Raw genomic sequence first — 22333 nt, 5'->3', positions numbered from 1 at the left:
GCACGACGAAGCCCCCGGCGCGCTGCGCACCGGGGGCTTCGTGGCGGATCAGACGAGTCCGTTGTCCTCGAGGAACTTCTTCGCGATCGCGGCCGGCTCGAGCTTGTCCACCGTGCTCTGGACGTTCAGGGCGACCAGGGCCTCGGGGGTGAGCTTCGCGCTGACGGCGTTGATGGTGTCCTCGACCTCGCCCGCGAGGTCCTTGTTCACGACGGGGACGACATTGGAGGCGAGGAAGAGCCCCTCGGGGTCTTCGAGCACGACGAGGTCGTCGGTCTGGATGCGCGGGTCGGCCGTGAAGACGTTCGCGACGTTGACCGTGCCGGCGACGAGGTCGTCGACCGTCGTCTCGCCGGTCGCCTGGAAGCCGACCTGGATGCCGTACGTGTCGGCGAGGCCCGTCGGGCCGTAGGGACGCTGCTCGAGCTCAGCGGGACCGCCGAGGGTGAGCGGCTCGGTCACGTTCGCAAGGTCGGCGATCGTGGTCAGGTTCCACTGCTGTGCGAACGCCGCGGTCACGGTGTACGAGTCCTGGTCGCTCGCAGTCGCCTGATCGAGCACCGTCAGGTTCTCGGGGAGCGCGTCGGCGAGAGCGGCGTAGACGTCCTCGGAGGTGCGGGCCGTGGTGTCCTCGTCGAAGTACTGCAGCAGGTTGCCGGTGTACTCGGGGAACAGCGTCAGCGACCCGCTCTCGAGCTCGGGCAGGTACGCCTCGCGCTGACCGGTCGTGAACTGCCGGTCGACGGTCTTGCCGGCACCTTCGAGAGCCTGCGCGTAGATCTCGGCGATGATCTCGTTGGAGTAGTAGTCCTGCGAGCCGATGACGATGGTGCCGTCGGCGGGGGCCGCCGACTCTCCGCCGCTCTCTGCGAGCGGGTCGGAGCTCGCGCATCCGGCGAACAGGGTGGTGGCGGCGAGCACGCCGACACCGGCCGTCAACAGGCGGCGGGTGGTGAAGCGGGACATGGGTTCCTCTTTTCGGTGATGCGAAGGTTCGGTGCTGTGGGTCGGGATGGTCGGTCAGGCGGTCGCGGCGATGGGCCGGCGGCTGCGCTGCGGCCCGTCGGCGGCGCGTACGCCACGCGGCACGCTGAGACGTTGCAGGAGGGCGAAGACGGCGTCGAGCAGCAGCGCGAGGAGCGCGAGGATCAGTGCGGCGCCGAGCACCTGGTCGATCGCGCGGAGGTCGATGCCCTGGATGATGCGGAAGCCGAGCCCCCCGAGGTCGGTGTAGCCCGCGATGGTCACGGTGGCCACGACCTGCAGCACGGCCGAGCGCAGCCCGCCGATGAGCAGCGGCAGGCCGAGAGGCACCTCGACGCGCCAGAGGATCTGCCACTCGGTCATGCCGACCGCGCGAGCCGCATCGATCGTGCGCCGGTCGATCGCCTGAAGCCCGCTGTACGCCCCCGCGAGCAGCGGCGGGATCGCCAGCACGACGAAGGTGATGAACGCCGCCCCGGTCTTCTGGGTGACGCCGAGCAGCAGGATCAGCAGGATCAGCAGCCCGAACGACGGGATGGCGCGTGCCGCCCCCGAGACGGCGACGGCGAACTCGCGCCCCTTGCCGGTGTGACCGATGGCCCAGCCGATCGGCACCGCGATGAGCGCGGCGATCGCGACGGAGACGAAGGTGTAGAACAGCTGCTGGCCGATCAGGAACGGCACCGAGTTGCTGCCGGTGTACTGGGCGGGATCGAGCACCCAGGCGATCGCGTCGACGAAGACGTTCATGCGGTCGCCTCCCGTCGGCGGCGCGCACGACGGTCGCGACGGGCCGAGCCCGCGTGCGCCCAAGGCATCACGAGTCGTCCGACCACGACGAGCAGCGCGTCGATGACGAGGGCGATGATCGCGACGGCGAGGATGCCCGCGAACACCTCCTCGAGCAGACGGCGCTGGATGCCGTTGGTGAAGAGATACCCGAGGTTCGTGACGCCGACGAGGATGCCGACGGTCGCGAGCGACACCGTCGAGACGGCCATGACCCGCAGGCCCGCGAGCAGCACCGGGCCGGAGAGCGGCAGGTCGACCGCCCAGAAACGGCGGAACCCGCCGTATCCCATGGCCGTCGCCGCCTGCCGGACGCCCGGGTCGACCGAGTCGAAGCCGTCGGCGACCGAGCGGGTCTGGATCGCGATCGCGTAGATCGTCAGGCCGACGATGAGGTTCGTCTCGGTGCGGATGCCGTACCCGAGCGCGCTCGGCAGCAGCACGAGCAGCGCGAGCGAGGGGATCGTGTAGAGCAGTCCCGTCAGGGTGATGACCCACCCGCGCAGCAGGCGATAGCGCCACGCGACCCACCCGAGCGGGACCGAGAGCACGAACCCGAGCACGATCGCGATGACGCTCTGCCGGATGTGGTCGAGGGCGAGCGAGAAGATGAGGTCGAGGTTCGACCAGATCCACGACACCTCAGGCGTCGCCTTCGACCAGGGCGCCCTGCGTGCGCCCCTCGGAATCGACGAGCACCGCGCCGTTGGCCGTCCGCTCGACGTGCAGGGCGCGCTTGCCGCGGTCGACGCCGATGAAGCTCGCGACGAACTCGTCTGCCGGGTCGCGGATGATCTCGCTGGGCGAGCCGACCTGCAGCTTCCGCGCGCCGGCGGCGAGGATCACGACCTGGTCGCCGAGGAGGAACGCCTCGTCGATGTCGTGAGTGACGAACACCACGGTCTTGCCGAGCTCGCGCTGCAGACGCAGCAGCTCTTGCTGCAGCTCGTCGCGGACGATGGGGTCGACCGCCCCGAACGGCTCGTCCATGAGGAGGATGTTCGGGTCGTTGGCGAGGCCCCGGGCCACCCCCACGCGCTGCTGCTGACCGCCCGACAGCTGGCTCGGATAGCGGTCGGCCATGCGCGTGTCGAGGCCGACCGTCTCCATCAGCTCGAGCGCCCGGCGACGCGCTTCGCGCCGGCTCGTGCCGGTGAGGACGGGCACCGTGGCGATGTTCTCGGCGACGGTGAAGTGCGGCAGCAGACCCGAGTTCTGCATGACGTAGCCGATGCGGCGGCGCAGCTGCACGGGCGATCCGGTCGCGACGCTCTCGCCGTCGATCTCGATGGCACCGGAGGTCGGCTCGACCATCCGGTTGATCATGCGCAGGAGCGTCGTCTTGCCGCATCCGGACGATCCGACGAACACGGTCGTCTTGTGCGACGGGATGACGAGCGAGAAGTCCTGCACCGCGCGGGTGCCGTCGGGGAACTCTTTGACGACGTCGCGGAACTCGATCACGCGTTCAGCTCTCGATGACGACCGAGCGGTCGAACGCGACGTACCCCGAGAAGTCGGTGCCCACGCGCTCGATCGCGGTCGGATAGGGCGTCGGGTACGACCATGCCTTGTCGGGCGAGCCGGCGACGTCGAAGTACTGGGCGTCGCCCTTCCACGCACACGTGTACGGCGTGTCGCTCTCGGTCAGGACTCCCGGCGCGATGCTCCGCGGCGGGAAGTACCAGTTGCCCTCGATCCGCACGAGATCGCTCTCGTCGGCTTCGGCGATGATCGTGTCGCCCAGTCGTGCACGCATGGCGCCGCCCCTCCCGTTGTGGTCTCTCACGCTAGCGTTCGGAGCCGACAACCGGGCCGTGTTGCGTCATGTCGTGAAATGGACTAGAGCAGCGCATCCTGACCCGGCGAGGGTCAGTACCAGAGACCGACCCGAGGCACCGTCGTCGACGCGAACATCCGCGAGGCTCCAGCCAGATCGGTGCCGCGCACGCGACCGGCCCGCCCGAGAGTCTCGGGCGACACGCCACCGAGGTAGATCGCGGCGAGCTCGACGACGGACAGGTCGAGCACATCGACGCCGGCAGTATCGCCCTCCGTCGCCGCCGAGACGGTGCCCGCGCCGTCGTGATCGACGGCCAGGAGGTACTCCCCCGCCGCGATCCCGAGCGGATCGCTCACCCGCAGCAACGCGCGCCCCGCGGAGCCGTAGGTGCGCGCGCCGAGGGCGGCCGGCACGTCGAGGATGCGCAGGTACTGGTGATCGAAGACCGAGACCGACGCCGCCCGCCGATCTCCGATCATCCAGAGCACCGGCTCATCGACCGAGCACAGCTCCGCGCGGACGTGGGCCACCAGATCGAGCTCGAGCAGGAACCGCCAGAGCGCGGCGTAGGCGTCGTCGGTCTCGGCGATGAGAATCGTGACCTTCGCCGTGCCCTTGACGATGTCGCGCTCGTGCGGCGCGAGCGTGTACGTGAGGATGCCGCGCACCTCGCCCGCCGCATCCCGGTACTGCACGCAGCGGATCGCTCCCCCGTCCTTCTCGTCGGGATCGGTGCCGGTGAAGCGGTCGCCGTGTCCCGGCGGCAGCGCGATGTCGCCCGGGGTGCGGCGACGCGTGCGCTCGTGGAGCGTTGCGACGAGGTCGCGCGCGGAGGTCCGGCCGATGAAGTCGAGGCGTCCGTCGGGCGTGGGACCCGCCCAGCGCACCCGACGGGTGTCGATGTCGAGGATGGCCGCCGATGCCGCCGAGGCGAAGCCGTAGCGGCCGTAGAGCGTCGATTCGGTCACCGTGAGCATGGCGATGGGAAGCCCGGCCGCCGCGACGGTGCGCACCTCGCCCTCCAGGAGCGCCCGCGCGATGCCTCGGCGCCGGTGCGTCTGCGCGACAGTGACGGCGCTGATGGCACCGGCGGGGATCGTTCCGCCCGGCACGGTGAGCTCGGAGGGCCACGACGCGATCGTGCCGACGGCGACCTCGGGCATCGGGCCGCTCTCGTCGAACACGCCCGTCAACCGCCGTGCGCTGTTGCGACCGCGCGCTCCGGCGATCTGCTCGGCCGAGCGCTCGCCGTCCTGGAACCCGCGCGAGACCGCCTGGATCCACCCCTCGAACGCCGGCTCGTGCGGCGGCACGGTGCGGTACGCCAGGCCGCGCTCGGCGAGGGCATGACGGGACGCCTCGTCGACGTCGCGGTGCAGCAGGGGGTTCGGAGTTTCGGTCATCGGGTCACCACTTTCGCGCCCGTCACCGGGCCGGAGACATGACGGGCCCGGTGGCCCATCGCGGACAGGTTCTGCTCGAGGCTCTGGGCGGTCGTGACATCGGCCGCCAGGAAGGCGAGGGTGGGCCCGGAACCGGACACGAGTCCCGCCAGGGCGCCGAGCTCGGCGGCTCGATCCAGCAGCACACGCAGATCGGGGCGCAGTTCGCACGCCGCCTCCTGCAGGTCGTTGCGCAGAGCGGTCGCGAGCAGGTCGGGCGAACCCGACCGCAGGGCCTGCAGCACGACGGGGTCGACCTCCGGTGGTTCCGGACGCGGCGCGATGTCGGGACGCCGAGCGGCGCGCAGTCGATCGAGCTCCGCGTAGACCTCGGGGGTCGAGAGCCCGCCGCCGTCGGCGACCACGACCCAGTCGAAGCGCGCTCGCCCGAGCGCCGGGCTCAACCGATCCCCGCGTCCCGTGCCGACGGCGCTGCCGCCCATGAGCGAGAAGGGGACGTCGGCGCCCAGGCGAGACGCCATCTCCTGCAGAGCGGGCGACGTGAGCCCTGCCCCCCAGAGGGCATCGCACGCCACGAGCGCGGCCGCGGCATCCGCCGAGCCCCCGCCCATGCCCCCGGCCACGGGGACGGCCTTGCGGATGTCGAGGTGCACGCCGCCGAGATAGCCGACCTCGCGCGCCACCATACGCGCGGCACGCAGGGCGAGGTTGCGATCGTCGAGCGGAACGCCGGGCACGGCCTCGCCGGTCTCGTCGCGGACGCTCACGGTGAAGTCGTCCGCCGGGGTGGCCACCAGGTCCTCGTAGAGCGAGACGGCCTGATACACGGAGGCGACGTCGTGGTAACCGTCGTCCTGCACCGAGCCGACGTCGAGGAACAGGTTGATCTTGCCGGGCGCCCGCACACGCACGCGGTCGGGGACGGCACTGAGGCTCATGACCCGTCCGGCCCGTCCCAGATCGAGCCGATGCGAGCCGCGATCTCGTCGATGCGCCGCAGCTCGTCGTCGGTGAGGTCGGGGCCGTCGAGGGCGGCGAGGTTCTCGTCGAGCTGCGCCGTTCGCGAGGCTCCGATGAGCGCGGACGCGACCACGGGATCGCGCAGCGTCCAGCGGATCGCGAGCTGCGCGAGGGTCTGCCCGCGCTCGCGGGCGAGGTCGCCCAGCTCGCGCAGCCCCGCCAGCGCCGATGCCGACAGTCGCCCATCGTCGGGCAGCGAGAACCGCTGCATCGAACGCTCCGACGTGCCGTCGTCGAGGTATCGCCCCGTCAGGAGCCCCTGCTGCAGCGGCATGAAGCCGATGGCGCCCATCCCGTCCGTCCGCAACTGGTCGGTGAGGCCGTCCTCGATCCAGCGGTTGAGGATCGAATAGGAGGGCTGGTGGATCACCAGCGGCGTGCCGAGCTCGCGGGCCACCGCGGCGGCGCGCGCGGAGTTCTCGGCCGAGTAGGACGAGATCCCCACGTAGAGGGCCTTGCCCTGACGCACGAGCGCGTCGAGGGCTCCCACCGTCTCCTCGATCGGGGTCGTGTCGTCCTCGCGGTGGGAGTAGAAGATGTCGACGTAGTCGACGCTCATCCGCGTCAGCGACTGCTCGGCGCTCGCGATGAGGTACTTCCGCGACCCGTGGTTGCCGTACGGGCCGTCCCACATGTCGTATCCCGCCTTGGACGAGATGATCAGCTCATCGCGGTAGGGGGCGAAATCCTCGCGCATCATGCGGCCGAAGTTCGTCTCCGCCGAGCCGTAGGGCGGGCCGTAGTTGTTCGCGAGGTCGAAATGCGTGATGCCGCGGTCGAAGGCGTGACGCAGCACCTCGCGCTGACGGTCGAACGGGATGTTGTCGCCGAAGTTCCACCACAGCCCGAGCGAGATCGGAGGCAGGAAGAGACCGGACGACCCGACCTGTCGGTACCCGCTGCTCTCGTAGCGATCGGGTGCTGCGGTGTAGGGGCGGTGCAGGTCTCCGCCGCGCGAAGCGGGGAAGCGGGGCGAGGCGGTCACGATCCGAGCCTATCGACAGCTCGCCGGGACCAGTCCCGCCCCCGGAGGGATGTCCGACGTGCGCGGAAACACCGATGTAACGGAGAATGTCTACTCTGCCTACGAAGACATCTTTCCCCGAGGAGGAAACCCTGGCCCTTTCCGCTCTGCCCCGCCGCGAGAACCCCTGGATCGATCTGCCCGCGCGACGCGACGACGTCGTCTTCGACGAGGGCGTTCTGCGTCTCGTCCACGACACGACGACGCCCGATGCCGCCCGCACCGCGGATCTGCTGCTGCTCGCGGAGGCGCTCGACGCCGCCGGCATCCGCGCGCTGCTGATCCGTCATGATCTCCACACCCCCGCGCTCGCGATCGACCGCGCGGACGCGGAGCGGACGGCGACGGCACTGCGCGCTCTCGGTCGGCGCGAGCCGCTGTACCTCAAGGCGAAGGGCGCGGCGCCGGTGTTCGCCGCCGACGCCGTCATCCCCGACTCCGCGCCGCACGCGCTGCGCGCGTATCGGCCGCGCGTGAGCGCTACGGGAGGCCGGCGCTACGACCACGAGTACGGCGTGCGGGTGGAGTTCTGGCGTTTCGGCGAGACCTCCGTGGAGGCCCCGCAGGCCAACGCCCTCATGCGCCGCATCACGCCCGCCCAGGACGTGGACATCGTCACGGCGACCCGGTACGGCCGCGAGTGGCAGACCGTCGCCGGCATGCTCGATCCCCACCCCCGCGAGATCACCCACGACATCGACATGGTGTTCTCGTGGGTCGACGGCTCCGCGAGCGAGTTCCAGCGACAGCGCGCGGCGCAGCTGTCGGAGTACGTCGTCGGCGAGGGCGACGACGGCCCGGCCCGGTACCGCCACGTCGACGAGCTGCGCTATGCGCTGCGGAGCGTCCACATGTACGCACCCTGGGTCCGCCGCATCTTCATCGCGACCGACTCCCCCGCCCCCGCATGGCTGGCCGATCACCCGAAGGTGACGATCGTGCGCAGCGAGGAGTTCTTCGCCGATCCCTCGACGCTCCCGACGCACAATTCCCACGCCGTCGAAGCGCAGCTGCACCGCATCGAGGGGCTCGCGGAGCACTTCCTGTACTCGAACGACGACATGTTCTTCGGCCGACCGGTCCATCCGGAGCTGTTCTTCTCGCCCGGCGGCATCTCGTCGTTCGTCGAATGCGACGTCCGCATCGGCTCGGGCGACCCGCGCGTCGAGCGCTCGGGTCACGACAACGGCCTCCGCGTCAACCGCGCCCTGCTGCAGGAACGGTTCGGCCGCGTCATCGTGCGCGACCTGGAGCACTGCGCCGCCCCGTTGCGCCGCAGCGTCATGCAGGAGCTCGAGGAGACGTTCCCCGAGGACTTCCGCCGCACCGCGGCATCCCGCTTCCGCGCCGCGACCGACATCTCGGTGACGAACTCGCTGTACCACTACTACGCGATGTTCACCGGGCGTGCGCTGCCGACGTCGGTGCCGCGCACGCGGTACGTGCAGACGACGCTCGCCCGCTCACTCGCCGGCATGGAGCGTCTGGCGAAGCGACGGGACATCGACATGTTCTGCCTGAACGACGGCGGCGAGACCGAGGTTCCCGAAGAGATCCGGGTCGCGGCGCTGCGCGACGTGCTCGAGCGGATGTTCCCGATCCGGGCGCCGTGGGAGATCCCGGCCGTCAGCGAAGGACAGGCACGGGACGCGTCGGCGGCGCGCTCCGGCGTGAAGCGCTGACGGGCGCGATCCCGGCCTCGGCCAGGCGCCGCTGGGCTTCGCCGGCATCGGTGTACTCGAGCGTCGTCGGTGCGTCGATCGGGACGACCGAGTGGACGACGGTGTCGTCGTAGACGTGGACGAAGTTGAACGACTGAGCCCCGTCCTGGGGCCGTGTGCCGCCCACCGGGACCGTGAGGTCCTGGGCGTAGCAGGTCGACGACGCCACTGAGACGGGGATGCCGGCGAAGGTCGCGAACGTCGAGTAGTGCAGGTGCCCGGCGATGATGGCGCGGACGTCGGATCCGGCCAGCACGGCGGCGAGCGAGCGCTGGTCGCGCAGCTCGACGCTCGCGGCCAGCGGCAGCACGCTCGGCACCGGTGGATGGTGCATCGCGAGGATCGATCCGAGCGGCGCGGGCGTCGAGAGCACCTCTCGCAGCCACGCGAGCTGGGCGGGGCGCACTTCGCCGTGATGCGCGCCGGGCACGCTCGTGTCGAGCGTGATGAGCCGGAGCCCATCGATCTCGTCGACCCGGTCGGCCGCCTCGGCGGTGCCGGGCTCGCGCCACAGCGTCTCGCGGAACCCCGCACGGTCGTCGTGGTTGCCCATCACCCAGAACACGCGCGTCTCGAGACGCTCGGCGAACGGCTCGACGAGGTCGCGCAGCTCCGCGTACGCGCCGCGCTCGCCGAGGTCGACGAGATCGCCGGTGAAGACGATGCCGTCGGGACGGAGGGCCGCCGCCTCGATCGCGTCGAGGGCGCGGCGCAGATGCGCGGCCGCGTCGACGCGGTCGAAGAGCTGGGAGCCGGCGGCTCGCACGTGGGTGTCGCTCAGGTGCAGCAGCACCCTCTCGGGTGCCGGGTACTCGGCGCTTCGCATCGTCTCTTCCGGGTCGGGTGATGCTCGCCGCGACGCTCGCGGCTCGCCCCGAATGTTACCGGCATGTTTCGGGAGAACCCGATGACGCGCTGATGATCATTCAGTGAACGGATGCCGCGAGCCGCACGAAATCATCGATCGTGAGCTGCTCGCCGCGCAGGGTCGGGTCGATGCCGACGGCCTCGAGGGCGGCGGAGGCCGTCGCCGCGGTGCCGCCGAACAGCGGCGAGACCGCCTGGCGGAGCATCTTGCGGCGCTGGCCGAAGGCGGCGTCGATGATCTGGAAGGTGCGACGGCGGAGGTCGTCGTCGCCACGGGACTCGGCGTCCCGCTCGAAGGCGACCAGCAGGCTGTCGACGTTGGGGACGGGCCAGAAGACCTGCCGCGACACCGTACCGGCGAGGCGCCACGATCCGTACCACGCGGCCTTGGCGCTCGGCGAGCCGTAGATCTTCGAACCGGGTGCGGCGGCGAGACGTTCCGCGACCTCGGCCTGAACCATCACGACACCGCGCTGCAGATACGGGAAGGTCTCGAGGAAATGCAGCAGCACGGGCACGCTGACGTTGTAGGGCAGGTTCGCGACGAGCACCGTCGGTTCACCCGGCAGCTCGGTCACCCGGAGCGCATCGGCGTCGACGACCGTCAGCGCATCGTCGGCGACGCCGTGCCGAGCGGCGGTGACCGGCAGGTGCGCGGCGAGGCGGTGGTCGATCTCTACGGCCGTGACACGCGCACCGGCCTCGAGGATCGCGAGGGTCAGCGATCCCAGGCCCGGTCCGATCTCGACGACGCGCTCGCCCGGCTGGACCCGGGCCGCGTGCACGATCTTGCGGACGGTGTTGGCGTCGACGACGAAGTTCTGCCCGAGCTTCTTCGTCGGCGTCACGTCGAGTTCGGCCGCGAGGGCGCGGATCTCGGCGGCACCGAGCAGGGTCACAGGCATGAGGACCAGCCTAGTTGCGCGGCGCCGCGCAGCCCCGCGGACGACGCGGCGCGCGGGTCATGCGTCGGCGGATGCAGCGGCGGCGGCCCGCGCGGCGCCCGGGAGGGCCTCGAGGATGCGGCCGAGGGCGACGTCGTCGTGCGCCGCGGTGAGGAACCACGCCTCGAAAGCCGAGGGGGGAAGTGACACCCCCGCATCGAGCATCGCGTGGAAGAAGGCCGCGTAGGCGGCGGCATCCTGACGCGTCGCCGTCTCGTAGTCGGGAACGCCCGCGACGACGGCGGGGCCGAAGAAGACGCTGAAGAGCGTTCCGGCTCGCTGGACGACGTGTGCGACGCCGGCGGTGTCGAGAGCCGCGGATGCCGCCACGGAGACCGTGTCGGCCGCTCGCGAGATGCGGGCGTAGACGTCGGCATCCGCGAGGCGGAGGGTCGCGAGGCCCGCGGCGACGGCGACGGGGTTACCCGAGAGCGTGCCGGCCTGGTACACCGGCCCGAGGGGCGCCAGCAGATCCATGATCTCGGCACGCCCGGCCAGGGCCGCGACGGGGAGGCCGCCGCCGACGACCTTGCCGAAGGTCAGCAGATCGGGGGCCACGTCCTCGCCCGCCTCGCGCAGGACTCCCCAGTATCCCGATGGCCCCGAGCGGAATCCGGTCAGGACCTCGTCGCTGATGAGCAGTGCGCCGTGGCGGGCCGTCAGCTCGCGGAGGAACGTCGTGAAGCCGGGTGCGGGCGGGACGACGCCCATGTTCGCGCCGGCGGCCTCGGTGATCACCGCGGCGATGTTCGGGCCGTGCTCGGCGAAGACGGCCTCGAGGGCGACCCGGTCGTTGTAGGGCACCACGAGGGTCTGCGCCGCGATCGGGGCGGGGACGCCCGCGGATCCCGGCAGCGCGAGGGTCGCGAGCCCCGAGCCGGCCTGAGCGAGCAGGCCGTCCGAGTGGCCGTGGTAGTGGCCGGAGAACTTCACGAGCAGGTCGCGACCGGTCGCTCCGCGTGCGAGCCGGATGGCGGTCATCGTCGCCTCCGTGCCCGTCGAGACGAGACGGATCTTCTCCGCGATCGGCACCCGGCGGCGGATCTCCTCCGCCAGCTCGGTCTCGGCGGGCGTCGACGCGCCGAACGACAGGCCCCGGCGAGCGGCGTCGACGACGGCGTCGATGACCTCGGGATGCGCGTGACCGACCAGCGCCGGACCCCAGCTCGCGACGAGGTCGACGTAGTCGCGCCCCTCCGCGTCGGTGACGTAGGGGCCGGTCGCCGACACGTAGAAGCGCGGCGTGCCGCCGACCGAGCCGAACGCGCGGACCGGCGAATTGACGCCGCCGGGGATGACCGCCCGGGCGCGGTCGAACAGATCGTCGTTACGGGTCATGCGAAGTCCTTTCCGGCACGGATCCAATCGGCCACCTCGCGGGCCCAATAGGTGAGGATGACGTCGGCGCCGGCGCGCCGGATGCCCACGAGCGACTCGGCGATCGTGCGCTCGCGGTCGATCGCACCGGCACGGGCGGCGAGCTCGATCATCGCGTACTCCCCCGACACCTGGTACGCCCAGACCGGCACCGTGGCGGCGTCCGCGACGCGCGCGAGCACATCGAGGTACGGCCCGGCGGGCTTGACCATCACGTAGTCAGCACCCTCGGCGATGTCCTGCATCGCCTCGGCCAGCCCCTCGCGCCCGTTGGCGGGGTCGAGCTGGTAGGTGCGTCGGTCGCCCTGCAGGGTCGACTCGACCGCGTCGCGGAAAGGCCCGTAGTAGGCCGAGGCGTACTTGGCGGAGTACGCCAGCAGCGCGACGTCGCTGTGACCGGCCTCGTCGAGAGCGGCTCGGATGACGGCCACCTGTCCGTCCATCATCCCCGACAGTCCCAGCACCTCGGCGCCGGCCCGGGCCTGCGCGAGCGCCATCCGGGCGTAGACCTCGAGGGTCGCGTCGTTGTCGACCGATCCGTCGGCGGCGAGCAGGCCGCAGTGCCCATGGTCGGTGAACTCGTCGAGGCACAGGTCGGCCTGCACCGTGATGCGTCCCTGGGCCGCGTCGCGCGCCACGCGGATCGCGCGGTTGAGGATGCCGTCCTCGGCGACCGCCCCCGAGCCCTCGGCGTCGCGGACAGCGGGCACGCCGAACAGCATGATGCCGCCGACGCCCGCGTCCGCGGCATCCGTCACGACGCTCGCGATGGCCTCGATCGGATGCTGCATGACCCCCGGCATGCTGGCGATCGGGAGGGCCTCGTCGATGCCCTCCTTGACGAACACCGGCAGCACGAGCTGCGCGGCGACGAGGTGGTGCTCGGTCGACAGACGGCGCATCGCGGGGGTGCGGCGCGTGCGGCGCAGGCGCCGCTCGGGGAAGGTGCTCATGGGGAATCCTCTGGTGCGGGTCGCGCGTCGAGCTCCGCGATGAGGGCGTCGACGCTCTGCGAGTGTGCGGTGTGGTGCACGGTGTAGCCGAGCTTCTCGGCGTCGCGCGTGGTGCCGGGACCGATCGAGGCGATGAACACCTCGGGCCCGGGGATGCCGACCTGGCGGCGGAGCTCGCGCCCGACGCTGAGCGACGTGAGGAGCACGGTGTCGATCTTCCCGGTGCGCACCTCTTCGGCGATCTCGGGAGTGAGATCGACCCCCACCGTCCGGTACGCGATGCAGACGTCGACCTCGTAGCCCTGGAGCTCGAGCTCGTCGCTGATGACGGCCATCGCGAGGTCGGATCGGAGCACGAGACAGCGTCCCGTCGATCGCGGCGAGCGGCCGGCGCACCACTGCGCGATCATGTTCGTCGCGGACGAGGTGCCGACCGGCACGAACTCGACCTCGAAGCCGGCATCGGCCACGGCGCGCGCGGTCGGCCGCCCGACCGCGGCGATGCGCGTTCCGATCGGGATGCTCACCTGCTGCGCGACGAGCTGCTCGACGGTGGCCGCGCTCGTAATGAAGACCCAGGCGTACTCCCCCGCCGCCAGAGCGGCGAAGGCCGCGTCGCGGGCCGCGAGGTCGCGTGGGGGCCGCGACTCGATGAGGGGCGCGATCACGCCCGTCGCGCCGCGGCGCTCGACCTCGGCGCGCACGCGCTCTCCCCAGGCGCCGCCGCGGGGGATCAGGATGCGGCGCCCGCGCAGACCGCCCGTCATCGGCTCGTCCCCGGCAGATCGGCGATGTCCGCGGCACCGCCGTCCAGCAGCTCGGCGACGACGTCGGCGGCGACCGACTCGCGCTCGCCCTCGGAGGTCAGGTCGGCGCGCAGGGCGCGCTGGGCGCGCACCGTGCGGTCGCCCCCGGGCGCGTAGACCTCGGCGACGAAGACGGACTCGGCCGCGAGCCCGGTGACCGAGATCCCCACCGGCGCCGCGCACCCTGCCTCGAGTCGGCGGAGCACCGCGCGCTCGAGGAGGGCGCGCGACGACGACTCGGCGTCGTCGATCAGCGAGACCGCGCGACCGATCGGCCCGTCGAGGTCGACCGTGCGGATCTCGACCGCGAGGGCTCCCTGACCGGCCGACGTCGGCCACCGGTCGAGTCCGAAGACCTCGCCGATGACCGCGTCGCGCTCGATGCGCCGAAGCCCCGCCTCGGCGAGGACGATGGCGTCGTACTCCCCATCGCGCATCTTCCGCAGGCGCGTGTCGATGTTCCCGCGGATGTCGCGCACCCGCAGATCGGGTCGGCGGCGCAGCACCTGGGCGACGCGGCGCGGCGACCCGGTGCCGATGACGGACCCCTCGGGCAGACCGTCGAGAGTGGTCTCGGGGGTCGGACCGCACAGCACGTCGCGCTGCGGAGCCCGTGGCGGCACGGCACCGATCGTCAGTCCCGGGTAGGGCGCCGTGGGAAGGTCCTTCATCGAGTGCACGACGAGGTCGCAGTCGCCCCGCAGCAGCGCCTCGCGCAAGGCGGTGGCGAACACACCGGTACCGCCCATCTGCGCGAGCGAGCCGGTCAGGACATCGCCGTCAGTGGTGATCTCGACGAGCTCGACGGCGATGCCCGTGGCATCCGTGATCGCGTCGGCGACATGGCGCGACTGAGTCGTGGCGAGCAGGCTCGCGCGGGTCCCGAGACGCAGGACGGGAACGGCGGTCGCGTCGGCGGCGTGAGTGCCGGCTGTCACGGCGCCACCCCCGCGAGCGCCGGCTGGAAGCCCAGACGCTTGTTCTCGCAGCATCCCGGTCGGCACACGTCGTACCAGGGCCCGAGCGACGTCACCGCGGGGCGCTCGTCGACGGGCGTTCCGTTGACCCGCTCCTCGACGAGGTCGACCAGACCCGCGACGTAGGCCGGGTGGGTGCTGGGCGACGCGGTGCGCACCGCGAACAGCCCATGCTCCTCGGCGGTCTCCATCGCTTCGGTGTCGAGGTCCCAGAGCACCTCCATGTGGTCGCTGACGAACCCGAGCGGCACGATCAGCACCGCCTTGCGTCCCGCGGCGGGAAGCTCGGCGATCGCATCGTTGATGTCGGGCTCGAGCCACGGCACGGACGGCGGGCCCGACCGGCTCTGGAACACCAGCTGCCAGGGGCTCGTCGTGCCGAGCTCGGCCACGATCGCCTCGGCGACCGCCGTGTGCTGCGCGACATACGCGCCACCGGGTCCGAAGCGGCGCTCGGGCGGGCCGGAACGGTCGGCGTCGGAGTTCGGGATCGAGTGCGTCGAGAAGAGGATCTCGATGTCTTCGTCGGCGATCCCGCGCTCACGGACCTTCGCGAGTCCATCGCGGATGCCGTCGACGAAGGGGGCGACGAACCCGGGGTGGTCGAAGAACTGTCGGACCTTGTCGATCTCGACCTCACCCGCCAGACCCGTCGCCTCCATGGCGTCGGCCAGGTCTTCGCGGTACTGGCGGCACGAGGAGTACGAGCTGTAGGCGCTCGTGGCGATCGCGATGACGCGACGGTGGCCGTCGGCGTGGAGCTCGCGCAGCGCGTCGTCGACGTACGGCATCCAGTTGCGGTTGCCCCAGTAGACCGGCAGGCCGAGGCCGCGCGCGGCGATCTCTGCCTCGAGGGCGGCCTTCAGCTCGCGGTTGTGCTGATTGATGGGAGACACGCCGCCGAAGTGACGGTAGTGGTGAGCGACCTCTTCGAGGCGCTCGTCGGGGATGCCGCGACCGGCGGTGACGTTGCGCAGGAACGGCAGGACGTCGTCCTGGCCCTCGGGGCCGCCGAAACCGAGGAGGAGGAGCGCGTCGTACGACGTGGGCTCGCTCACGTGCGGCGCTCCCCCGCACGACGCGGGACCGGCGGCAGGAACCGCGCAGCCGGGGGCGCACGGCGGCGCGCTCTGGGCGCGCGGGGGCTTGGGACGGAACTCGCTCGCGCTCATCAGGACAGCACCTCCGCCAGCTCGGACACCTCGACGCGTCGGCCGGTGTAGAAGGGCACCTCTTCGCGGACGTGCCGCCGCGCATCGGTGGCGCGCAGGTCGCGCATGAGGTCGACGAGGCTGATCAGTTCGTCGCTCTCGAGGGGCAGCAGCCACTCGTAGTCACTCAGGGCGAAGGTCGAGACGGTGTTGGCGACGACGTCCCGGAACTTCGCGCCCTGGCGGCCGTGCTGGGCGAGCATCGCCGAGCGCTCCTCCTCGGGCAGCAGGTACCACTCGTAGCTGCGCACGAACGGGTAGAGGCACAACCAGTCGCGGGCCTGCTCACCTCGCAGATAGCCCGGCACGTGCCGCTTGTTGAACTCCGCCTCGCGATGGACGCCCATGGCGCTCCATTCCAGGTCGAAGGACGCGAGGGCCGCCGTGCGGCGCAGTTCGCGCAGCGCGCGCTGCAGGGCGGCCGGGTCGTCGTCGGACCGGGGCGCCGTGTGCAGCCACACCATCAGGTCGGCGCCCGCGCGCATGCCGGTGACGTCGTACAGTCCGCGCACGGTGACGCCGGCCTCGGGCAGTCCGGCCACGACGCGCTCGAGCTCGGCCAGGTCGGCGTCGGTGGGCGCCTGGTGACGCGGTCGCGGACCGGAGAGGATCGCGAAGAGGGTGTAACCGAGCGGGATCTGTTCTTCGGTCATCGGGAGTCCTTTCGAACGGAGGGAGCGGCGAAGAGGTCGTGCGCGAGGGCGCGGGCGTGCGGGATGACGGAGGCGAGTCCGGTACCGGCCGCGACGGCTCCGGTGACGTGGATGCCGCGGGCTGCGGCATCCCTGACGGTCGCCGTCCAGGCGTCGGACTCGGCCGGCACGACGGCGTCGCGCCATCGGGTGGTGATGATCTCCCCGATGTCACCGCGGTCGACGCGAGCGCCCGTGAGGTGGGAGATCTCGCGCGCCACGGCCGCGGCGGAGTCGAGGCCCGCGGTGTCGTCGGCGCGCGCCGACAGGCGGACGAGGTGCGTCCCCTCCGGCAGCGCCTCGCGGGCCCAGGCCCACTTCGCATCGATATGGGTCAGGGCCTTGGCCGCGGTGCGCGCGTCAGGAGCGACGATGACCCCCGATCCGACGGGCTCCGCCGCGAGGTCTGCGGAGGTGACCGCGGCGGTGAGCAGCCGGACCGCGGGCTGGATCGGAGCCGTCGCGGCCGCGTCGATGGCACCGCTGTCCTGCCCGAGCAGGGCCGCGGCACCTCGCGGGCCGGTCGCGATGACGACCCGCTCGGCACGGATCGTCTCGCCGTCCGCGAGCGTCACCGCGACGCCGGGGCCGGATGCGCGGTCGACCCGGCCGACCGCCGTGCCGGTGCGGATCACGGCGCCGCGTTCGACGGCCAGGCGTGCGACGGTGTCGGCGAGTCGCCACATGCCCCCGGAGATTCCGCCGACGGCGGTTCCACCCGGAGCATTCGGGGCGACCTCCGCCGCCGCGGCGAGCAGCGAGCCGGTGCGCTCGAACGCCGACCACATCCTCGGGTGCAGGCGCGGCAGGGGGACGGCGGCAGCGGGCTGCGAGTAGATGCTGCGGCAGAGCGGATCCACGAGGTCGCGGAGGAGCGCTTCGCCCAGGCGCTCTTCGACGACATCGGCGAGCGAGGCGGTGGGATCGATGGGTGCGTCGAGCACCTCGGCTGCGGCCCGCTCGGCCGCGCGCTCGCCGATGATCGCGACGACGTCGGGAGCCAGCGGGTCGGCCGGGATGCCGATCACCGTGCGTCGCGGCAGCGGCAGCCGGCTCCAGCGGGCGCCGGGCAGGCCGACGCCGTGCTGCGAGACCAGGTGAGCCGGACCCGACCTCGGTGCGACGACATCGAGCGGCAGGGCGAAATCGGCGATGAGTCGCGGCACTGCGTCGGTGCGCTTCGCGAAGGACTCCGCCCCCAGGTCGATGTCGACGCCGGCGATGCGTCCGGGGCGCAGCATCCCGCCGATCTGGTCGTCCGACTCGACGACGGTGGCGCGCGCGCCCGCCGTCACGGCCTCGAGCGCGACGACGAGTCCGGCGATGCCGGCCCCGACGATGACGACGTCGGTCTCGACCGTCATGCCGACCGCCACGCGTGGACGGTGCGCACGACGGAGCTGATCGCGTCGGGATCCGCTTCCATGGGCACTCCGTGACCCAGGTTGAACACGTGCGCGCGTGCCGCGCGCCCGGCCTCGAGGATGCGCACGATCGCCGCGTCGCGGACCTCGGCCGGCGCGAAGAGCAGGGCGGGGTCGAGGTTGCCCTGCAGCGTCAGGCCGCCACCGACCCGACGAGCGGCCTCGTCGAGCGGCACGCGGTAGTCGACACCGAGCGCATCGATGCCGATCGACGCCATGTCGCGCAGGATCTCGCCCGTGCCGACGCCGAAGTGCACGAGCGGGATGTGGTCGATGCCCGCGCCGGCGGGGACCGGGAGCGCGCGCACGGCTTCGAACGAGGCCGCCGACGCCGGCAGCGCCGCCGCGCGGTAGTCCTCGGGGGGCAGGCCTCCCGCCCACGAGTCGAACAGTTGCGCGGCGCTGGCGCCGGACTCGACCTGCAGTGCGAGGAACTCCCCCGTCACGCGGGCGAGCCACTCCGTCAGCGCTCGCCAGGCAGCCGGGTCCTCGTGGATCAGACGGCGGGCGGCCAGGTGGTCCTTCGACGGTCCGCCCTCGACGAGGTACGCGGCGAGGGTGAACGGGGCTCCGGCGAAGCCGATGAGCGGCAGTGGCTCGCCGCGCGACTCGGACTCCTGGGCCAGCATCCCGGTCGTCAGTTCGACGGCGCGGGCGATCGCCTCGCCGCGCTCGCGCACGAGCGCGGGATCGATCTCGACCGCGCGGGCGATGTCGGCCGCCGTCCGCAGCGGCTGGGCGAAGACGGGTCCGCGGCCGGCCGCGATCTCCACCTCGATGCCGAGGATCGCCAGCGGCACGATGATGTCGCTGAAGAAGATGGCCGCGTCGACGCCGTGGCGGCGCACCGGCTGGAGGGTGATCTCGCTGGCGAGCTCGGGCGTCAGGCAGGCGTCGAGCATCGTGCCCTGCGAGCGCAGCGCACGGTATTCGGGCAGTGACCGGCCGGCCTGGCGCATGAACCAGACGGGGGTCTTCTCGACGCGTTCGCCGAGCAGGGTGCGCACGAGCCGGCTCGTGCCGGTGGCGTGCGTGACGAGAGGGTGGGCGGATGCCGGAATGATGATCTCCTCGAATGAGTTAATCGATATACTAGTCACGATTCCAGGGGGTTCTTCCGCACGTGCTCGTCGCTCTCACCGCGCATCAGCGCTCCACGCCGCTCGCTTCACTCGAGCGACTCTCCGTCATCGGAGACGAAGTCGGCACCCGGTTGACACAGGCCCATGACGCCATCCAGGGTGCCGTGGTCCTCGCGACCTGCAACCGCTTCGAGGCGTACTTCGACCTGCGCGACGACGCCGACGTCCCCTCGACGATCCCGGCGATGGACGCCGCGATGGAAGAGATCGCGAAGCTGAGCGATCTCCCCTACCGCACCGTCCGCGAGACCGTCGACTTCGCCCACGGCAACAAGGTCGCCCACCACCTCTTCTCGGTGGCGTCCGGCCTCGACTCGGTCGCCGTCGGCGAGGACGAGATCGCCGGCCAGGTGCGCCGCGCGCTCGACGACGCGCGACGGGGCGGACTGACCACGGCGCCCCTCGAGCACCTCTTCCAGCGGGCCACCGAGACCTCGCGCGCCGTGAAGAACAGCACGCGCATCGGCGAGTCGGGCCGTTCGCTCGTGCGGCTCGCCCTCGAGCTCGCATCCTCGCGCGTGGCGGACTGGTCCGCGGCGCGGGTGCTGCTCGTGGGCACCGGCCGCTACGCCGCGGCATCCCTCGCCGCCCTGCGCGACAAGGGCGCCGTCGACGTCCGCGTGCACTCGCGCTCGGGCCGCAGCCGCTTCGCGCAGCGCGAGCACCTCGTCGCCGTCGACGCCGAGCACTACGCCGATGAGGCGGCCGCCGCCGACGTCATCGTGACCTGCACGACGACCACCGACACCTACGCGCTCACGGCCGCCGAGCACGCCGCCCGCCGGGCCGGCGCCGATCGCACGCAGCTGATCATCGACCTCGGGCTGCCCCGCAACGTCGACCCCGCCCTCCGCGACGTCGCCGACATCGAGCTGCTCGATCTCGAGACCATCCGCATCCACGCCCCGATCGACGAGTTCGCCACCCTCGACGAGGCACGCGAGATCGTCGCCGGCGCTGCGGCCCGCCACGCGGCGGCGCGGCGCGTGCACGAGGTCGCCCCGTCCGTCGTGGCGATGCGCGGCTACATCACGGGCATCCTCGACGATGAGCTCGAGCGTGCCCGGCTGCGTGGCGAGTCACCCCAGGTCGAGGCGGCGCTGCGGCACTTCTCCGGCGTGCTGCTGCACCGTCTCATCGCGCAGGGTCACACCCTCGCGTCCTCCGGCTCGGGCGCGGCCTGGGCCGATGCGGTGGCGACGGTCTTCCCCGCCGCGACCGGAGCGACCTCGCCGGGCGGCACCGTCCCGACCGAGCGCGCCCCGGGCGGCACCGAAGCGGGAGCCGGCCGGTCATGACCCGGCAGGTGACCCTGAAAGACATCGCGCTGCGCGCGGGTGTCTCGACGGCCGCCATCAGTCAGGCCCTCAACGACCGCGGAAGCCTGCGTCCCGAGACGCGCGAGCGCATCAAGGCGATCGCGGCCGAGCTCGGATACCAGCCCAACAAGTACGCCGCGGCGCTGCGGAGCGGCCGCACGATGTCGGTGGGCTTCGTCGTTCCCCAGGATGCCGAACTCGACCTCTCGAAGCGCGGTGCGCTGCATCGCAGCCGGCACATCGGCGCGCTCGTCAGCGCTGCAGCCGATCAGGGCTTCACGGTCACGATGCTGCCCGCCGCGCGGCCCGATCTGCTGCGCGGCGCGCAGATCGACGTCGTCTACTTCGCCGAGGTGGCCGCCGACGACCTGCTGCTGCGCGAGGCCATCGCCCGCGGCATCCCCGTCGCCACGAACGACCTCTACGTCGACACCGAGCTGTCGATCACCGTCCGGACGGGGTACGACGAAGCGGTGCGCGCCGCCCTCGCCCTGCTCGAGACCGGCGGAGCGCGGCGTATCGGGTTCCTCGTCGACGACGCGGGCTCGCCCCGCGACGAGATCGGCGAGACCGCGTACCGCGCGTGGAGCACGGTGCGCGGCCGCGAGCCCCTCGTCGCCTACCTCGACGCCGAGCACGGCGCGCTCCCCCGCCGGGTCGGCGAGCTGCGCGACGCAGGCGCCGACGCGATCTTCTCGTTCGCCGAGGAAGGCCCGGCCATCTACCTCCAGCTCGAGGAGATGGACTTCGTCATCCCGCGCGACATGCAGTTCGTCGCCCTGTGCACGAGCGACTGCGCCGTCAACACGCGCCTCGGTGTCACGCACGTCTGCGTGCACCCCGAGCTCGCGCCCGCCGCGATGTTCCAGGCCCTCAGCAGCATCCGCGACGCCGGGGCGCCCGATGTCATCGATCTGCCCTGGGAGATCGTGCGCGGCTCGTCGACGCGCTGAGGCTTCAGAACTCGCCGTAGACCTCGAGCGTGTTCGCGGCGATCTGAGCGGACAGCTCGTCGACGTCGGCTCCCAGCTCGGCCGCGATGAAGCGCAGCGTCACGGGGATCAGGTACGGCGCGTTGGGCCGCCCGCGGTGCGGAGTCGGCGTGAGGAACGGCGCGTCGGTCTCGACGAGGATGCGCTCACGCGGCGTGACCGCGAGGGCGTCGCGCAGGTTCTGCGCGTTCTTGAAGGTGACGTTCCCGGCGAAGCTCAGCCAGTAGCCGCGGTCGGCGGCGATCCGCGCCATCTCGGCGTCGCCCGAGAAGCAGTGGAACACGGTGCGCTCCGGAGCACCGACGCGCTCGAGCGTCTCGAGGACCGCGTCGTGCGCGTCGCGATCGTGGATCTGCATCGCGATGCCGTGCTTCTTCGCGAGCTCGATGTGGGCCTCGAAGCTCTCGAACTGCGCGGGCAGCCCGTCCTCCTCGGTACGGAAGAAGTCGAGCCCCGTCTCGCCGATCGCCCGCACGCGGGGCTGCGCCGCCAGCTCGTCGATGACCGCGATGGCCTCGCCGAGGCGTCCGGCCGCGGCGTACAGGGGCGCCTCGTTCGGGTGGATGGCGACGGCGGCGAGGACGCGCGGGTGGGATGCCGCCGCCCACGCCGACCAGCGCGACGAGTCGATGTCGCCGCCGGCCTGGACGACGCCGATGACGCCGACGGATGCCGCGAGCTCGAGCTGCTCCTCCAGGGAGCGGGGCTCGTCGCCGTCCTCGATCTCGAGGTGCGTGTGGTTGTCGTAGACCGGTACCGCGAGCGGTTCCGGCGCCTCCGGCCAGCGCACATCCCGCGCCGCCTGGGAGCGCTGCCGCACATACTGCGACACGTCATCCGTCGACTCGCCACGAAGTGCCGGTGTCGAGGCGGCCGGATCCGCGTTCTTCGGCGAGCCGACCATG

Annotated in this window: 22 protein-coding genes; 3 read left to right on the top strand and 19 right to left on the bottom strand. The window is 71.8% G+C overall.

The genetic code is table 11. The features are described 5' to 3' along the window. Window positions 1-48: 48 nt before the first annotated feature. The 8 genes from CI089_RS09405 to CI089_RS09370 form a co-directional block, all read right to left on the bottom strand. Window positions 49-966 (bottom strand): ABC transporter substrate-binding protein, encoded by a 918-nt coding sequence (locus tag CI089_RS09405; protein ID WP_094261375.1) that lies wholly within the window; start codon window positions 964-966, stop codon window positions 49-51. A 54-nt stretch (window positions 967-1020) separates the two neighbouring features. Further along, window positions 1021-1734, bottom strand: a complete 714-nt coding sequence (locus CI089_RS09400; RefSeq protein WP_094261374.1) for an ABC transporter permease — start codon at window positions 1732-1734, stop codon at window positions 1021-1023. Further along, window positions 1731-2414, bottom strand: coding sequence for an ABC transporter permease (locus CI089_RS09395; RefSeq protein ID WP_094261373.1), 684 nt, complete (start codon window positions 2412-2414; stop codon window positions 1731-1733). Before CI089_RS09395 ends, CI089_RS09400 begins: the two co-directional genes overlap by 4 nt. Before the next feature lies 1 nt (window position 2415). After that, entirely contained in the window at window positions 2416-3237 is an 822-nt protein-coding gene (locus tag CI089_RS09390; protein ID WP_094261372.1) for an ABC transporter ATP-binding protein, read from the bottom strand. Window positions 3238-3241: 4 nt separating this feature from the next. Further along, complete coding sequence (locus CI089_RS09385; RefSeq protein ID WP_094261371.1) at window positions 3242-3532, bottom strand: DUF427 domain-containing protein; 291 nt, start codon at window positions 3530-3532, stop codon at window positions 3242-3244. Between the two features lie 113 nt (window positions 3533-3645). Beyond that, window positions 3646-4959, bottom strand: a complete 1314-nt coding sequence (locus CI089_RS09380; protein WP_094261370.1) for a GNAT family N-acetyltransferase — start codon at window positions 4957-4959, stop codon at window positions 3646-3648. Then, window positions 4956-5897 carry a 4-(cytidine 5'-diphospho)-2-C-methyl-D-erythritol kinase gene (locus tag CI089_RS09375; RefSeq protein WP_094261369.1) on the bottom strand — a complete coding sequence of 314 codons (942 nt, stop codon included), beginning with the start codon at window positions 5895-5897 and terminating at the stop codon, window positions 4956-4958. Before CI089_RS09375 ends, CI089_RS09380 begins: the two co-directional genes overlap by 4 nt. Next, complete coding sequence (locus CI089_RS09370; protein ID WP_370877307.1) at window positions 5894-6964, bottom strand: aldo/keto reductase; 1071 nt, start codon at window positions 6962-6964, stop codon at window positions 5894-5896. The genes CI089_RS09375 and CI089_RS09370 overlap by 4 nt, the downstream gene beginning before the upstream one ends. A gap of 86 nt (window positions 6965-7050) precedes the next feature. Between CI089_RS09370 and CI089_RS09365 the strand changes: the two genes are divergently transcribed. Beyond that, entirely contained in the window at window positions 7051-8685 is a 1635-nt protein-coding gene (locus CI089_RS09365; RefSeq protein WP_094261367.1) for a stealth conserved region 3 domain-containing protein, read from the top strand. Here CI089_RS09365 and CI089_RS09360 read toward each other — a convergent pair. The 10 genes from CI089_RS09360 to hemE all read right to left on the bottom strand — a co-directional run bounded on the left by CI089_RS09360 (window position 8630) and on the right by hemE (window position 18982). Then, window positions 8630-9550: a phosphodiesterase gene (locus tag CI089_RS09360; RefSeq protein ID WP_094261366.1), complete on the bottom strand. Its 921-nt coding sequence runs from the start codon at window positions 9548-9550 to the stop codon at window positions 8630-8632. The genes CI089_RS09365 and CI089_RS09360 overlap by 56 nt on opposite strands. Before the next feature lie 100 nt (window positions 9551-9650). Beyond that, a complete protein-coding gene (gene rsmA / locus CI089_RS09355) occupies window positions 9651-10496 on the bottom strand; it encodes a 16S rRNA (adenine(1518)-N(6)/adenine(1519)-N(6))-dimethyltransferase RsmA (protein WP_094261365.1) in 846 nt (281 codons plus the stop codon). A 57-nt stretch (window positions 10497-10553) separates the two neighbouring features. Beyond that, window positions 10554-11873 (bottom strand): glutamate-1-semialdehyde 2,1-aminomutase, encoded by a 1320-nt coding sequence (hemL, locus tag CI089_RS09350; RefSeq protein WP_094261364.1) that lies wholly within the window; start codon window positions 11871-11873, stop codon window positions 10554-10556. Beyond that, window positions 11870-12865 carry a porphobilinogen synthase gene (gene hemB / locus CI089_RS09345; protein WP_094261363.1) on the bottom strand — a complete coding sequence of 332 codons (996 nt, stop codon included), beginning with the start codon at window positions 12863-12865 and terminating at the stop codon, window positions 11870-11872. Before hemB ends, hemL begins: the two co-directional genes overlap by 4 nt. After that, window positions 12862-13632 carry a uroporphyrinogen-III synthase gene (locus CI089_RS09340; RefSeq protein ID WP_094261362.1) on the bottom strand — a complete coding sequence of 257 codons (771 nt, stop codon included), beginning with the start codon at window positions 13630-13632 and terminating at the stop codon, window positions 12862-12864. Before CI089_RS09340 ends, hemB begins: the two co-directional genes overlap by 4 nt. Then, a complete protein-coding gene (hemC, locus tag CI089_RS09335) occupies window positions 13629-14609 on the bottom strand; it encodes a hydroxymethylbilane synthase (RefSeq protein WP_256977754.1) in 981 nt (326 codons plus the stop codon). Before hemC ends, CI089_RS09340 begins: the two co-directional genes overlap by 4 nt. Continuing rightward, on the bottom strand, window positions 14606-15820 hold the full coding sequence (locus CI089_RS09330; RefSeq protein ID WP_094261361.1) for a ferrochelatase: 1215 nt from the start codon (window positions 15818-15820) through the stop codon (window positions 14606-14608). The genes hemC and CI089_RS09330 overlap by 4 nt, the downstream gene beginning before the upstream one ends. Further along, window positions 15820-16512: a hydrogen peroxide-dependent heme synthase gene (hemQ, locus tag CI089_RS09325; protein WP_094261360.1), complete on the bottom strand. Its 693-nt coding sequence runs from the start codon at window positions 16510-16512 to the stop codon at window positions 15820-15822. Before hemQ ends, CI089_RS09330 begins: the two co-directional genes overlap by 1 nt. Further along, window positions 16509-17915 carry a protoporphyrinogen/coproporphyrinogen oxidase gene (locus CI089_RS09320; RefSeq protein ID WP_094262428.1) on the bottom strand — a complete coding sequence of 469 codons (1407 nt, stop codon included), beginning with the start codon at window positions 17913-17915 and terminating at the stop codon, window positions 16509-16511. The genes hemQ and CI089_RS09320 overlap by 4 nt, the downstream gene beginning before the upstream one ends. After that, a complete protein-coding gene (gene hemE, locus CI089_RS09315) occupies window positions 17912-18982 on the bottom strand; it encodes a uroporphyrinogen decarboxylase (RefSeq protein ID WP_256978069.1) in 1071 nt (356 codons plus the stop codon). The genes CI089_RS09320 and hemE overlap by 4 nt, the downstream gene beginning before the upstream one ends. Window positions 18983-19098: 116 nt before the next feature. Here hemE and CI089_RS09310 point away from each other — a divergent pair, with 116 nt between their 5' ends. Together CI089_RS09310 and CI089_RS09305 are read left to right on the top strand one after the other, a co-directional pair. Beyond that, on the top strand, window positions 19099-20415 hold the full coding sequence (locus CI089_RS09310; RefSeq protein ID WP_094261359.1) for a glutamyl-tRNA reductase: 1317 nt from the start codon (window positions 19099-19101) through the stop codon (window positions 20413-20415). Continuing rightward, window positions 20412-21389, top strand: coding sequence for a LacI family DNA-binding transcriptional regulator (locus CI089_RS09305; protein WP_094261358.1), 978 nt, complete (start codon window positions 20412-20414; stop codon window positions 21387-21389). Before CI089_RS09310 ends, CI089_RS09305 begins: the two co-directional genes overlap by 4 nt. Before the next feature lie 4 nt (window positions 21390-21393). On the opposite strand, the gene CI089_RS09300 is transcribed toward CI089_RS09305, so the two are convergent. Further along, window positions 21394-22332, bottom strand: a complete 939-nt coding sequence (locus tag CI089_RS09300) for a TatD family hydrolase (RefSeq protein ID WP_094261357.1) — start codon at window positions 22330-22332, stop codon at window positions 21394-21396. Window position 22333: the final 1 nt, after the last annotated feature.

The sequence above is a fragment of the Microbacterium sp. Yaish 1 genome, from assembly GCF_002245215.1.
Classification (GTDB): domain Bacteria; phylum Actinomycetota; class Actinomycetes; order Actinomycetales; family Microbacteriaceae; genus Microbacterium.
This window is presented reverse-complemented; position numbering and strand designations above follow the sequence as displayed.